Origin of the sequence: Sporosarcina sp. P25, from assembly GCF_002743235.1 — a bacterium.
In the GTDB taxonomy this organism is placed as follows: Bacteria; Bacillota; Bacilli; order Bacillales_A; family Planococcaceae; genus Sporosarcina; species Sporosarcina ureae_B.
Genome location: NZ_PDYV01000006.1, coordinates 23,943 through 37,455 on the forward strand (window position 1 = coordinate 23,943; position 13,513 = coordinate 37,455).

Consider the following 13,513-nt stretch of genomic DNA (forward strand, 5'->3'; position numbering starts at 1 on the left):
GTCCTGATTACGGAATGGCGAACAAGATGAAGAATGAATTTCATTAGAAAGAAGGAAAAAATATGTTAACATTTGAAGAAAAACAACAGATTATAGAAGAGTTCCCGGAGTTAGTGAAAAAAGAAGTGTCTATGAAACGCTTGAACTATCATTATGAAGAGTCGTTGTATGATAAAACGGTAGTCGTGCAGCATTTGCACCCGAACGGTAATGCATTTGTCTACGTGGCAGATGTTCAAGGTTATGAAGCAGATGACCGCGGTCTAGTCAATGTACGCGATTACTCTGCGGATGAATTCCGTGCAGTGATCCGCGCGGCAATTGAAGGATTGGCGACAGAGGTGCAAGAACCTGAAACAATCGCAGAGACTTGGCAAAATTCCAATGGTCAAATGCTGACGCTTCTTGAAGAAGATGGCTTCTTTAATATTTATCATGAAGTCAACTTAGAAGAGGGCTTCGGAGATTACGGTGAGGCGGCAAGTTATTTGAAAGAAGAAGGCTTTTCCGTCAAAACGAAATAACAGCTACAGGGGTGATATCGAATGAAGGGTAAAACAGTTGCGATTTGGATGATCGTGGTGTTGATTGTGGCGGTAGTGGGCGTCGTGTTAATGGTGCAAGCTACCTTCAAAAGTAATCCTACACAAAAAAATCATCAATCAATGGACAACCAGTCGTATACCGAAATCGGTACGTTTGGCTGGCAATAAAAAGTAGAATGACTGCCAGGGATGTACTATTCCTGGCAGTTTTTCATCGTGTGGAGTTAGTGGTTATGCGAGTACCATCGCCGACGCGTCTCAGCAAATGAAAAAAGCCGCTCAAGTATTCCGGTCAACCTGGACGGAATCTTGCGCGGCTTCATTTTATTTCTTGATGCTATTTTGCTGACTAGTTGATCGGTATAGGCCTTTGCCAAACGGTAGCCACCAGTTCCACTTGCCGAACAGTTTCATTAAGCTTGGCACGAGCAATAGTCTAATAATCGTCGCATCGATCGCCACTGCGACTGCGATACCTACGCCGATTTGCTTCACTGGCATGACGTCTGTAAACGCGAAAGCGCCTGTCAGAACGATCATGATGAGCGCGGCGGACGTAATGACTTTACTTGTCGTGGCCAATCCCTCAACCGTCGACTTATCATTATCGAACGACTGCGCGAACTCTTCTTGCATCCGCGAAATGAGGAATACTTCGTAGTCCATACTTAAGCCGAATACTAGACTGAAGACGATGACTGGGATGATGAGCGCTACGGTACCTGGATTTAATCCGAAGTGGCCGTACTGGAATATATAGACGAGAATGCCGAATGTAGCCGACAATCCGAGAATATTCATCAGAATCGCTTTCACCGGAATAATTAATGAACGGAACGCGAACATCAAGATGAAGAAAGTAGAGACGATAATAATCAGCAACACGTATATGATTTGATCCGCTATTTCATCGAAAATTTCCTGGTTGAATCGCGGTTCGCCACCAAGCAAAATGTTAAAGCCTGTATCTTTCTCTGACCAGTCACGAACCCAGTCTTGTGCTTCGTTCGAACTGCCGGCAGCGTTTAATGTCACGGGAATGAATAAACGGTTACCACTATCGGTGAAATTCTTCAGCACGGGATTGAGTTGGTCGTACATTTGTGGAATACGTAAAGTTTGCTCCCATTCAGAGACGTTATCGATTCCACTGATCGTAAAGACAGTCGAAATATCTTTGACTAATGGGTCATTCGTTAACTGGTCCTGTAATGCGATCATATCGCCGAGACCTTCTGTCGTCTTCCAGCTGCCGTCACGCTCTGCGATCAGGAACACGGTACTCTCGTCGCCTAAACCAAATTCATCTTCAAGTTGTTCAAAGGCTACACGTGTATCAAATGATTCCGGCAATGAATCAATCTGTGGAATCGTCAATTCCATATTTTTTACTGGAATTACAGCGATTGCGAGTAACACAAACGCAACGATTGCAATCGTCACGGGACGCTTGATCACATAATGCGCAAATTTTCTCCAACCGTTTGCCTCTTCGCTACGCTCTTTCAGCAGACGTCCTTTATGGATGCGTTCGCCAAGCATCAGCAGAACGGAAGGCAACAGAGTAAGTGAAGAAACGACTGCCATACCTACGACAATCATTCCCCCAAGTGCGATATTCATGAAAATATCCACTTTGATAAGAAGCATCGCACCGAGTCCGATGAACACACAAATAGCTGAGAATATGATCGAACGGCCTGCAGTGCGAATCGTCATAATGATAGAATCTGACACGCTGCGTTTAGTAAGTTCTTCCCGATAACGACTAATGAATAATAACGCAAAGTCGATAGAGAGGGCGAGACCGAGCATCGGTACGATATTCAGTACGAAGATGGATAGGTCCACCGTATTGCCGAGCAGTGCTAAAATGCCGAGAGTAGAAACGACTGTGCCGATTCCGACGATCAATGGAACGAATGAAGCAACGATCGTACCAAACGCAAACAGTAGCACGATGATCGCAATCGGCAAACCGATCGCTTCAGCTGTCATCAAGTCACGTTGGCTAGCTTGGTTGACATCGTGTTCAAATGCTCCTCCGCCTGTGAGTGTTACACCTTTTTGACCATCCATCTCGTCGCGGATATCTTCCACGACACGCGGCATATCATCAGGCGCTTTATCGAATTGTAGCAGGGCATAGGATAAGTCTTTTGAATACTGTTCTTTTTCAGTAAGAGGGGATACGATATCCGACACGACCCCGAGTTTTTCCAGCTGATCAAGTGACGCATCGATTTCTGCATCGGATTTTCCGTCAAATACTAAAAATAAAGACTCAGCAGGTAAACCGAAGTCTTCCGAAACGATCTTCATCACCTGTTCATGCTCACCGTCTACGCGGAAGCCATCTCCTGCAAGCAAGCCGGGTAACTGAATAGCGAAATACGCCATCACACCAAATAGCAAAAGCCAAAACGTGAAAATCCATTTATATGATTGAGTTACAAACTTCCCAAAACGTTGCAATGTCATTCCTCCTCACTCTGTGAATCAAGTCCATTATTCACTTGTCTATGCTTATCATAACAATGAAATATAGAGAAGTGTTATGGAAATATGGAAAAAGTGCACAAAAAAACCACTTCCTTTTAGGAAGTGGTTTGTATAGGTAAATTAGTTTTTAGTAACGTTAGTTGCTTGAAGTCCGCGTTGTCCTTGTTCGATCTCGAAAGACACGTCTTGACCTTCTTCTAGAGTTTTGAAGCCATCACCTTGGATAGCTGAGAAGTGTACGAATACATCGTCGCCATCTTCACGTTCGATGAAGCCATAACCTTTTTCTGCGTTAAACCATTTTACTTTACCTTGTTCCATGTTTGTTTCCTCCTCGTGCACACTCGTGTACACATTGTATTACTATCCTTGCTCAATTTCTAAAAAACGGTCGAGATAAATCGTAGACCAACGTCGAACAAAAATAATTCTTCTTTATCATAACAAGAAAAGTCAGAAATAGCAAGTGGAAAGATTAGTACAAAGGAAGGACTGTTTGGATTTTCATGTCATTATAGGAAAAGTGTGAATATTTTATAGACGACTGCAGCCATTAATGCAGAGATTGGCATCGTGATAATCCACGTCAAAACAATCTTCTGTGCGACTCCCCATTTCACGCCTTTTAAGCGTTGCGCTGAACCGACTCCCATAATAGAAGAAGAGATTACGTGCGTCGTGCTGACAGGTAAATGAAGAAGTGTGGCACCGAAAATAATGACTGCGGAGTTCAAGTCTGACGCAATCCCGTGAATCGGCCGGATTTTCATAATCTTGCCGCCAACGGTCTTGATAATCTTATAACCACCGATTGACGTACCGATACCCATCGCAGTAGCCGCCGCAATTCGTACCCATAGCTGGATATCATCGGTTGTCTGTAATTCTGCCGCTATCAAAGCCATCGTAATAATACCCATCGCTTTTTGCGCGTCATTCGTACCATGCGTGAACGATTGAATCGCAGCCGTACCGATTTGCATGTAACGGATACGGCGGTTCGCTTTGAATAAATTACGGTTCTTTAATACCATCCGTAATAGGGTCATGACAAGAAATCCACCAACTAGTGCAATGATAGGAGATAGCAACAGTGCTTGGATGATTTTGATGAAGCCACTGTAATTCAGAATGCCAAAACCCGCTGCCGCAATCGCCGAGCCGGCAATGGAGCCGATCAGTGCATGCGAAGAGCTGGAAGGGATTCCGAAATACCACGTGACCAAGTTCCAGATGATCGCGGAAACGAGTGCTGCCAAAATGACGAGCGATCCGTTTTCCAATACGAATGGATCTACGATATCTTTCGTAATGGTTTTCGCTACGCCTGTGAATGTCAGCGCTCCGATGAAGTTCATCGAGGCGGCCAGCATGATCGCAGTCCGAGGTTTCAATGCCCGTGTCGATACAGATGTAGCGATCGCGTTAGCTGTATCGTGGAAACCATTGATGAAGTCGAACGCCAAGGCAAATATCACGACGAGAATGGTTAGTATGAGAATCGTATCCATCGGTCAGGACTCCTTATGCGTTGCGCATGATGATTGTTTCAATATTATTTGCCACGTCTTGACAAAAGTCTGCGGTATCTTCAAGTAGTTCATACAAATCTTTCAGTTGAATGATGCGGATCGGATCTTTTTCGCGAAGGAACATTTGCTTGATGGAAGTTCGCAAAACTTCATCGCAAATACGTTCGTACTCTTTGATTTGCACAGCATGCGAGCGCATCTCAACTAACTTTTTCTTCGTCAGCAATTCCATCGCAAGAACGATTTCATCGGTACTTTTCATAATGTTATTGATGAATTTCTGCATGTATTCATCAATTTCGATGAGAGAGAACATCTCAAGATTCGCAAGGAAATGCTCCATGCCATCCAAAATATCATCCATGGCAATCGCAATATTCAAAATATCTTCCCGTTCAATAGGTGTCATGAACGACGTATTTAGTTTGGTTATCAATTCATGAATCAGCGTGTCGCCTGCCGTTTCATACTCTTTCATTCGAATACTAATTTCTTTCAGGTCTGACACAGAATGGACTTTAGAATCGTTCGCATAGTGCATAGATGCCTGCACATGTTTCGCAATGTCTAATAATGCTGTAAAAAATGGATCGGGTTTACGTGGACCTAGCATTTGAATTCCTCCATTTATTGTTGACATCGATAGTTATTACATCATACAAAAAACGTGTGGTAAAAGATAGCGAATAGTGTAGAAATTGCGCGAAAGTTAGGTGGGGTCCCTTAAGAAAACTTAGTAAATCTAATCAGAGCTTTATTTGGTGGAATATTGTTAAGTTATTGTAAAGATGTATAAGAATTGTTGAAAAAAAATGTGGACATGAGATGATCGCAGTAAAGGATTATATAAATGGAAAGGAGATAGAAACGTTGAATCACATGGCTTCTTCTGTAAAAAGATTAGTAGAACTATTTGTCGTATCTCTTAAACTGGGGCTGACTTCCTTTGGTGGTCCTACCGCGCATTTAGGTTATTTCCATGAAGAGTACGTACGAAAACGTAAATGGATGGATGAAAAAGGCTATGCAGATTTAGTCGCGTTGGCACAATTTCTACCGGGCCCAGCAAGTAGTCAGGTAGGGATTGGTATCGGCGTGGCACGGGCAGGAGTGCTAGGCGGACTGATTTCCTTTCTAGGTTTCACGATGCCATCCGTTGTAGCGTTGATCTTGTTTGCTACGCTTCTGGCAGGCTCAGATATTAGTGGGGCTGGTTGGTTGCATGGTTTGAAGATCGTGGCTGTGGCGATAGTTGCGCATGCAGTACTAGGAATGGCGAAGAATTTAACACCGGACGTCAAGCGAAAGGCCATTGCGTTATTTGCGCTCGTCGTCACACTTTTATGGCAAGCGGCCTTTACGCAAGTCGGCGTGATTATTCTAGCGGGATTAGTGGGGTTATGGCTGTTTAAAGCCCATGATGTGTCAGATTCTGTTTCAACCAAATTCCTCGTATCAAAGAAAATGGGAATCATTTGTCTTACACTGTTTTTCACTTTACTCGGTATTTTGCCATTGCTTCGGGAACTAACAGGGGCGTACTGGGTAGCATTATTCGATAGCTTTTATCGAGCTGGTGCGCTCGTATTCGGAGGCGGTCACGTCGTCTTGCCTTTATTGGAGCAGGAATTGGTGCCAATGGGTTGGATTGGAAACGAGTCGTTTCTAGCAGGTTACGGTGCGACACAAGCGGTTCCGGGACCATTGTTTACGTTTGCTGCCTATCTCGGTGCAGTGATGAACGGTTGGCAAGGTGGATTATTTGCGACCGTTGCGATTTTCTTGCCCGCCTTTCTTTTGATTGTCGGAGCCTTGCCTTTTTGGGACGTCTTACGCAATCATCCGAAAATCAAAGGAGCAGTGATGGGTGTCAATGCCGCGGTTATCGGAATTTTACTCTCGGCGTTATACAATCCGATCTGGACAAGCTCCATTTTACGGGCAGAGGACTTTGCATTGGCAGCGATTTTATTCAGTATGCTGACCTTTTGGAAGATGCCTCCGTGGATCGTCGTGTTAGTTGGGGCGCTAGGCGGAACACTACTTTCCATATGGTAGAAAGGCAATAAAATGCGGTTGCTTTTTTGTTATATTGAATAAATTCTATAGAAAAAAGAGTTTTGTACATATGAATGCTTCATTATACCGAGCTTGCCGATTGTGGCGGATGACCTAAACGCTTCGACATCGCTTGTCCAATTAAGCCTGACGGAAACCGCTCGTCATAACGCTCATAGTGTATGCAATCGCTTCTGTATTATGCGCGTTTAGTCGGGATATCTGGATGTTTGTTGCACATTAAAGTAAATGTTGTAATACATTTTCGAACTTCAGTACTTAAATTAAAATAAGTTAAGACAAAACAATAATGTATACACTACCTACAATGAGTGATCTAAGTACCTCCTACTCACTAAGCAACTCTCCCTAACCCTTTTTAATTCAAATCTGCTCGAAAATAGGGCATGATAGAGATAGAGAGTCTGATTATTATTTTGAGAGGTGGATGTAAAGATGGAATATCGTATTGAGCACGACACGTTCGGAGAAATACAAGTACCAGCGGATAAGTTATGGGGCGCGCAGACGCAGCGCAGTAAGCACAACTTTAAAATCGGCGGGGAACGCATTCCGCTTGGTGTAATCCAAGCCTTTGCCCATTTGAAAAAATCAGCAGCGATCGCAAGTCATTCATTCGGCAATCTGTCCGAAGTTAAAATGAAAGCTATAAAAACAGCAGCAGAAGAAGTCATTGCAGGCAAATGGGACGAGCACTTCCCGTTGGTCGTTTGGCAAACAGGAAGCGGTACGCAGTCGAACATGAACATGAACGAAGTACTCGCTAACCGTGGGAACCAGTTGCTTGAGGAGTGGGGCGAGGAAGAACGCCTGCATCCGAATGATGATGTCAATAAATCCCAAAGTTCCAACGATACATTCCCGACAGCACTGCATGTGGCGGGAGTTATCGCGATTGAGCGCGAAGTATTGCCAGCAATCGATAAATTAGCTGCCACACTTCAGAAAAAATCCGAAGACTTTGCAGATATTATTAAAATTGGACGTACGCACTTACAAGACGCGACGCCATTGACTTTAGGACAAGAAATCAGCGGTTGGCACAGAATGCTAGAGAAAACGCACAGCATGCTGAAAACTAGTGTAGAGACGATGAAAGAACTCGCAATCGGCGGTACAGCAGTTGGAACAGGACTTAACGCACCAGCTGGCTTCGGCGAAAAAGTAGCGGAAGAAATTTCGAAGTCCGTGGGTATCGAGTTTACGTCTGCTCAGAATAAATTCCATGCATTGACGAGCTACGATGAAGTCGTCTATACACATGGCGCACTGAAAGCATTGGCTGCGGACTTGATGAAAGTAGCGAATGACGTACGTTGGTTGGCAAGCGGTCCTCGTTCAGGTATCGGTGAAATTACGATTCCAGAAAACGAACCAGGCAGCTCAATTATGCCAGGTAAAGTGAACCCGACACAAAGTGAAGCGTTGACGATGGTTGTGGCACAAGTAATGGGGAACGACGCAACAATCGGTTTTTCAGCGAGCCAAGGGAACTTTGAATTGAACGTCTTCAAACCCGTAATTATTTACAACTTCCTACAATCAGCGAAATTACTTGCTGACGGTATGATCAGCTTCAACGATAACTGTGCGGTAGGGATTGAACCGAACCGTGAAGAAATCGACAATAAAGTGAAAAACTCTTTAATGCTAGTCACAGCATTGAATCCGTATATCGGCTATGAAAATGCGGCGAAAATTGCGAAGAAGGCTCATACAGAAGGTACAACGCTGAAAGAAGCGGCACTTTCTACTGGTTTATTGACAGAAGCACAATTTGACGAATATGTAGACCCAAGCAAGATGACTGGCAACTCATAATTGTCACGAATTTGTGCGCTTGTTTATCCTGCAAATCTTGTATACTAATGACATAACCTCTATACGAAGGAGTCAGGAATATACATGAAAAAGAAGTTACTTGCAGGGCTGGCGGCGCTGACATTGATGCTTGCTGCATGTGGAAACGACGCTACAGAAAAGCCTGCTGAAGTAAATCCACAAGATGCACAGGCAGAAGCAGGACATGATCACGGAGAGCATTTGCCGAACGGTGATTTGCAGGAAGTGACCGCTTCAGCGGATATCCTGCCTTCATTCCTTGATGATAAGCCGGAAGACATGCGCATGGTCTATCAAGTGGCAGGCAACGCAACGGACATTTTGGAATACATGCCTTGCTATTGCGGTTGCGGAGACAGTGCTGGACATAAGAGTAATATGAATTGTTTCTTGGATGAAGTACGCGAAGACGGCTCCGTTGTCTGGGATGATCACGGCACACGTTGCCTAGTTTGCCTAGAGATTGCAGTGAAATCCGTGCAAATGAAGCAAGACGGCAAGTCGATGAAAGAAATCCGTGATGCGATTGATACGGAATATGGCAACGGAGAGTATGCGAAACCTACAGATACTCCAATGCCTGCTTGATTGATTGTATAAGCTGCAGATTCACTCTTTTTAATGGGAGTGGGATCTGCAGTTTTTTGTGTTGCGCTCTATGACCGCGGCCCTACACCTTACCTCCCCACATTTTATCGCCGCGCCATCTAATCTTTGGCATTGGCCGCTTCCGCTCAATGAATCACGCTATCCGCTCAATGTAGCCCGGCAAGCGCTCTATGCGTAGCGTTATCCGCTCACTCACCATCCGCAACCGCTCATAGTTTCACGTTACCCGCTCAATGAACCCACGCATCCGCTCTATGTCCGCGGCCTTACACTTTACATTCCCAGATTTTATCGCCGCGCCATCCAAATCTTTGGCATTCGCGGCATCCGCTCAATGAATCACGCTATCCGCTCAATGTAGCCCCGCAAGCGCTCTATGCGTAGCGTTATCCGCTCACTCACCATCTACAACCGCTCATAGTTTCACGTTACCCGCTCAATGAACCCACGCATCCGCTCTATGTCCGCGCGTACTCGCTCATAGTCTGTGGTTGAGCGCTCTATGTGGGAGTGTACGCGCTCAATGTCGAAGCCTATCCGCGCTGCACCAACAGTCCATCCCCCAAAAAAGCATCACATCCATTCATTTCATTGGCAAGCTAAAAGCATGTGGTATAATTTAGTTAAATTAGGCAGGAGGGGATTCTGATGATTCATTTTGTACAATTCGAAGAGCAGTATATACCGAAGATGGCCTCGTTATTAGCGGCGAGACATGCAGATGAACGACAACGTTTTCCATTTTTGCAGGAGCGCTTTGAGGACGTGGAACACGCAGAAGAACGTTTGCGTGAAGAATTGGAGAAACCGTATACAGGAGGACTCGTGACGTTGCGTGACGAAGATGTCATCGGCTATTTATTATACGAATATCGTCAAGATGCTACCCGGGGTCGTACTGTCTATGTGGGGTATCCGTCATTCGTCATTCATGAAGACGAGCACCCAAGATTAGCGCGATTGATGTATACCGAAGTGGGAGCGGAATGGGTCCGCAATGGGTACTTTGAACATGTGATGGATATACCGGTCGGTAATGATGAATTAATTCTTGAAATGCTGGAGCAGTCGTTTCATTTCGAACAGCGCTTTGCGGCGTTGTCACTTGAACACTATCGTGCACAGCCAGGAGAGAATAGTCTCGTCAAGATGAAGGAACTGGTAGGGGAAGAGCAAAAAACATTGCACAAGATGGCGCCGTGGAACAGTTTGCATCAAGCGAAAGCTCCCGCGTGGAAACCGATTACTCAAGAAGCGTTGGATGCGGAGCGCGATGTGTTTGCGGCGTATGAAGGAAAAGAAGGTACGCGCAGCTGGGTCGCTGAGCAGGATCATGTACCTGTAGCTTTTCATCTATTTACACCGACAGATGCGCGCCATGCTATGACAACGCCGGATGAATCGGCCGTGCTTGTACAGGCGACGACAAATATTGAGTTGCGTGGACAAGGTATTGGTAAATCGATTGCGAACCACAGTTTCACTCAAATGAAAAATGCAGGTTATAAATATGTTATGACGGATTGGTTGACGGCGAATCATTTGGCATCCTATTTCTGGCCGAAGCTCGGATTCCATTCGTACATGATTCGCATGGCGCGTACAGTGGATGCACGCATCTCATGGGCGGACGGACAATGACGGGCGTGAAGTTCGTCACATCATGGAGTGGCGGTAAAGACTCTGCGCTCGCCGCATATCGCGCGATCCAAGAGGGAAATACGCCAGCGATGCTGTGGACAATGTTCGAGTTAGATCAGCCGCATTCCAAATCACACGCATTACCACTGGAAATTGTTCAAGCACAGGCAAAGCAAATGGATATACCACTGATGATCCGAAAAGCAGACTGGGCTGGCTATGAAATACAATTTATAGATGCGATGCGCGTTGCGAAAGCACATGGTATTCACAAAGCAGTATTTGGAGATATCGATTTAGAAGATCACTTGCTGTGGGTACAGTCGATGTGTGCCAAAGTGGGTATGGACACATATCATCCACTTTGGGAAGAACCGAGACGTAAGCTACTTGAAGAATTCATCGCAGAAGGCTTTGAAGCCTATGTGGTCGTCGTCAATACAAAGATGATGCCAGCCGAATTTCTCGGTAGACGTTTCACACTTGAATTATTGGATGAACTCGAAGCACTCGGCATCGATAGCTGCGGTGAGTCCGGAGAATTCCATACGGTTGTTGTCGATGGACCTATTTTCAAGGAACGTATTCCCGTGAAAATGAATGAAACTCTCGAAAAAGACGGCTATGTATTTTTGAAATGTGAAATAGAACGAGGAACTTCCACAGACGGAGAAATCGTCTGAGGAAGTTTCTTACTTTTTGCTTGGCCGACTGAATAAAAAGTAGAAAAAGGAGTAGATGTATAATGAATAGTAAAAGAATAGTTACAGAAGAAGATCTTCAAAAGTCTTTCGACATACGAAAAGCTGTATTTGTTCAAGAACAACTTGTTCCGGAAGAGGACGAGTTTGATGAATTCGATGTGCTGAATGAAGTATGCGAGCATATTTTAGTGGAACATGAAGGACAAGCGATCGCATCTGGTAGATTGAGAGTAGTAGATGGGATGGGGAAGTTAGAACGCATTTGTGTGTTAGTCTCTCATCGGAGTCTAGGCATTGGGAAGGTAATTGTTCAAGGGTTGGAGGATATCGCAAAGGACAAGGGATTGGTTTGGGTGAAATTGCATGGACAAACACATGCAGAAGAGTTTTATCGTAAACTTGGATACGAAACCACTTCTGATATCTTCATGGAAGACAGCATACCGCATATTGAGATGAAGAAAGAGTTAGCACTGTAGTTGGCGATAAGACGTATTCTATATTGAAAAGCCCCTAAAGTTAGAAGAGAAAATCTAACTTTAGGGGCTTGGTATATACTGCACGTAATTAACTATTTAATTCACTCACTTTTATACAGCTTACTTACGTAATTGGATTTCGATATTGATTTTCACTTCATCGCTTACGACGACACCGCCCGTTTCAAGTGCAGCATTCCATGTTAAACCGAATTCTTTACGGTTAATCTTCGTATGACCTGTGAATCCAGCAGCTTCGTCTCCGCTCATTGGGTCTTTAGCTATGCCTTCAAACGTTACTTGGAATGTGACAGGCTTCGTTGTATCTTTAATAGTGAAATCGCCTGTTATGTCATACGTATTATCTGACGTCTTCTCGATAGCGGTAGCTTTAAACGATAAGTTTGGAAAGTTTTCTACATCGAAAAAGTCAGCTGAACGTAAATGATTGTCTCGATCAGGTTTGCGGGTATCAATACTGTTTGCATCAATTGTAAAATCGATCGATGCATCTGTTAAATCTTGCGGGTCCGCTTCGATGGTCGCTTGGAATTCGTTAAATGTACCTTTTACATTTGAAATCATCATATGACGTACGGAAAATTCTACTGTACTGTGTGCTGTGTCAACATTCCATATTGCTTTTGTCATGTAAATCTCCTCCAATAATTAATAGTTTTTATTTAAAATGTAGTACGATGCAGTCTATTCTAGATGAACTTTCCTTTGAATCTGAGAAACGAGTAATCAGGTGATGGCTTCATTTTATACGTTTTTTAAAAGCATATTACTAGCACCTCTTACGAATTCATTACCCTTTTTTGTGAGATATATGCGTAATAATGAATTGCTTTGGACCTTTCAAGACAATCGTCATTTTTGCTAAAGGTTCTTCCGGATGATCTCCGTCATGATCACTCCTAGTTATGTGTCGAATTCAACCAATTTTTCGCTTGATGCGCGACTTCCTGTGTCAGGCTATGTCCCGTAACCCAAGCTGTGGTGACATGTGCACCTCTTTCTTCAAAGAGACGGATGACTCGCTTACTTTCAGATTCCGGCACAATCGGATCACCTTCCCCTAGTGATAGAAACACCTCTACATCGCTGAAGTCTTGTGTTTCTGCTATATCTGCTGGATACAGTGGTGCGAATAAAGCGGCTTTTTTGAAAGTTCCTGGTTGTTTAAGCATCATGTGAATAGCGATGTTTGAACCGTTTGAGAATCCGACAAGAATTGCATCTTCCGGTTTGAAGTCGTATTCTTTTGATTTCTTGACTATGAACTCATACAGTTCATTGCCGCGAAATTCAAGATCTTCCCAGTCGTACTGACCTTCACCGTGCCGTTTGAAGAATCTATTCATTCCATTTTCCTGCACATTTCCTCTGATGCCTAAAACGTTGTAATCAGGATGTAGTAGTTCGGCAAGAGATACCAAGTCTGTTTCTGTACCACCTGTGCCGTGGAGCAATACAAATACGGGTGCACCTTTTTTCTTTTCATTGTACAGATAGTTCACTGTTCTACCACTCCTTTAAATAAATATCCGATCGTTCTACCAATGGCTGTAATAGGG

General features: G+C 44.2%; 14 protein-coding genes. 8 read left to right on the plus strand and 6 right to left on the minus strand.

The window, feature by feature from the left end; all coding sequences use genetic code 11:
- Positions 1-62 precede the first annotated feature (62 nt).
- Positions 63-524 (plus strand): hypothetical protein, encoded by a 462-nt coding sequence (locus CSV70_RS07090; protein WP_085132468.1) that lies wholly within the window; start codon positions 63-65, stop codon positions 522-524.
- Between the two features lie 21 nt (positions 525-545).
- Positions 546-713 carry a hypothetical protein gene (locus tag CSV70_RS16450; RefSeq protein WP_157111248.1) on the plus strand — a complete coding sequence of 56 codons (168 nt, stop codon included), beginning with the start codon at positions 546-548 and terminating at the stop codon, positions 711-713.
- Positions 714-869: 156 nt separating this feature from the next.
- On the opposite strand, the gene CSV70_RS07095 is transcribed toward CSV70_RS16450, so the two are convergent.
- From CSV70_RS07095 to CSV70_RS07110, 4 genes are all read right to left on the minus strand, one after another.
- Positions 870-3,026 (minus strand): MMPL family transporter, encoded by a 2,157-nt coding sequence (locus CSV70_RS07095; protein ID WP_199171601.1) that lies wholly within the window; start codon positions 3,024-3,026, stop codon positions 870-872.
- A 141-nt stretch (positions 3,027-3,167) separates the two neighbouring features.
- Entirely contained in the window at positions 3,168-3,368 is a 201-nt protein-coding gene (locus CSV70_RS07100; protein ID WP_009766462.1) for a cold-shock protein, read from the minus strand.
- A 191-nt stretch (positions 3,369-3,559) separates the two neighbouring features.
- A complete protein-coding gene (locus tag CSV70_RS07105; protein ID WP_085132470.1) occupies positions 3,560-4,558 on the minus strand; it encodes an inorganic phosphate transporter in 999 nt (332 codons plus the stop codon).
- A gap of 13 nt (positions 4,559-4,571) precedes the next feature.
- Positions 4,572-5,192: a DUF47 domain-containing protein gene (locus tag CSV70_RS07110; RefSeq protein WP_085132471.1), complete on the minus strand. Its 621-nt coding sequence runs from the start codon at positions 5,190-5,192 to the stop codon at positions 4,572-4,574.
- 266 nt (positions 5,193-5,458) lie between these two features.
- On the opposite strand from CSV70_RS07110, the gene chrA reads away from it, so the two are divergent.
- The 6 genes from chrA (at position 5,459) to CSV70_RS07145 (ending at position 11,933) form a co-directional block, all read left to right on the plus strand.
- A complete protein-coding gene (chrA, locus tag CSV70_RS07115; RefSeq protein WP_099627729.1) occupies positions 5,459-6,637 on the plus strand; it encodes a chromate efflux transporter in 1,179 nt (392 codons plus the stop codon).
- A gap of 456 nt (positions 6,638-7,093) precedes the next feature.
- Positions 7,094-8,479, plus strand: coding sequence for a class II fumarate hydratase (gene fumC / locus CSV70_RS07125; RefSeq protein WP_099660938.1), 1,386 nt, complete (start codon positions 7,094-7,096; stop codon positions 8,477-8,479).
- A gap of 84 nt (positions 8,480-8,563) precedes the next feature.
- Positions 8,564-9,088 (plus strand): PCYCGC motif-containing (lipo)protein, encoded by a 525-nt coding sequence (locus CSV70_RS07130; RefSeq protein WP_099660939.1) that lies wholly within the window; start codon positions 8,564-8,566, stop codon positions 9,086-9,088.
- Between the two features lie 669 nt (positions 9,089-9,757).
- A complete protein-coding gene (locus CSV70_RS07135) occupies positions 9,758-10,750 on the plus strand; it encodes a GNAT family N-acetyltransferase (protein WP_233191766.1) in 993 nt (330 codons plus the stop codon).
- Positions 10,747-11,433 (plus strand): Dph6-related ATP pyrophosphatase, encoded by a 687-nt coding sequence (locus CSV70_RS07140; RefSeq protein ID WP_099629102.1) that lies wholly within the window; start codon positions 10,747-10,749, stop codon positions 11,431-11,433. The genes CSV70_RS07135 and CSV70_RS07140 overlap by 4 nt, the downstream gene beginning before the upstream one ends.
- A gap of 62 nt (positions 11,434-11,495) precedes the next feature.
- Complete coding sequence (locus tag CSV70_RS07145) at positions 11,496-11,933, plus strand: GNAT family N-acetyltransferase (RefSeq protein WP_099629101.1); 438 nt, start codon at positions 11,496-11,498, stop codon at positions 11,931-11,933.
- A 120-nt stretch (positions 11,934-12,053) separates the two neighbouring features.
- On the opposite strand, the gene CSV70_RS07150 is transcribed toward CSV70_RS07145, so the two are convergent.
- Both CSV70_RS07150 and CSV70_RS07155 read right to left on the minus strand, forming a co-directional pair.
- The gene (locus CSV70_RS07150; protein WP_099629100.1) at positions 12,054-12,584 is read right to left on the minus strand and encodes a YceI family protein; all 531 of its coding nucleotides are present in this window, start codon (positions 12,582-12,584) and stop codon (positions 12,054-12,056) included.
- A 269-nt stretch (positions 12,585-12,853) separates the two neighbouring features.
- Positions 12,854-13,456 (minus strand): alpha/beta hydrolase, encoded by a 603-nt coding sequence (locus CSV70_RS07155; RefSeq protein WP_099629099.1) that lies wholly within the window; start codon positions 13,454-13,456, stop codon positions 12,854-12,856.
- Positions 13,457-13,513: the final 57 nt, after the last annotated feature.

Excerpts from the sequence above, each read along its gene's own strand:
- chrA (WP_099627729.1), top strand. The coding sequence starts at position 5,459 with ATGGCTTCTTCTGTAAAAAGATTAGTAGAACTATTTGTCGTATCTCTT.
- CSV70_RS07105 (WP_085132470.1), bottom strand. The coding sequence starts at position 4,558 with ATGGATACGATTCTCATACTAACCATTCTCGTCGTGATATTTGCCTTG.
- CSV70_RS07110 (WP_085132471.1), bottom strand. The coding sequence starts at position 5,192 with ATGCTAGGTCCACGTAAACCCGATCCATTTTTTACAGCATTATTAGAC.
- fumC (WP_099660938.1), top strand. The coding sequence starts at position 7,094 with ATGGAATATCGTATTGAGCACGACACGTTCGGAGAAATACAAGTACCA.
- CSV70_RS07135 (WP_233191766.1), top strand. The coding sequence starts at position 9,758 with ATGATTCATTTTGTACAATTCGAAGAGCAGTATATACCGAAGATGGCC.
- CSV70_RS07090 (WP_085132468.1), top strand. The coding sequence starts at position 63 with ATGTTAACATTTGAAGAAAAACAACAGATTATAGAAGAGTTCCCGGAG.
- CSV70_RS16450 (WP_157111248.1), top strand. The coding sequence starts at position 546 with ATGAAGGGTAAAACAGTTGCGATTTGGATGATCGTGGTGTTGATTGTG.
- CSV70_RS07140 (WP_099629102.1), top strand. The coding sequence starts at position 10,747 with ATGACGGGCGTGAAGTTCGTCACATCATGGAGTGGCGGTAAAGACTCT.
- CSV70_RS07130 (WP_099660939.1), top strand. The coding sequence starts at position 8,564 with ATGAAAAAGAAGTTACTTGCAGGGCTGGCGGCGCTGACATTGATGCTT.
- CSV70_RS07100 (WP_009766462.1), bottom strand. The coding sequence starts at position 3,368 with ATGGAACAAGGTAAAGTAAAATGGTTTAACGCAGAAAAAGGTTATGGC.
- CSV70_RS07095 (WP_199171601.1), bottom strand. The coding sequence starts at position 3,026 with ATGACATTGCAACGTTTTGGGAAGTTTGTAACTCAATCATATAAATGG.
- CSV70_RS07150 (WP_099629100.1), bottom strand. The coding sequence starts at position 12,584 with ATGACAAAAGCAATATGGAATGTTGACACAGCACACAGTACAGTAGAA.
- CSV70_RS07145 (WP_099629101.1), top strand. The coding sequence starts at position 11,496 with ATGAATAGTAAAAGAATAGTTACAGAAGAAGATCTTCAAAAGTCTTTC.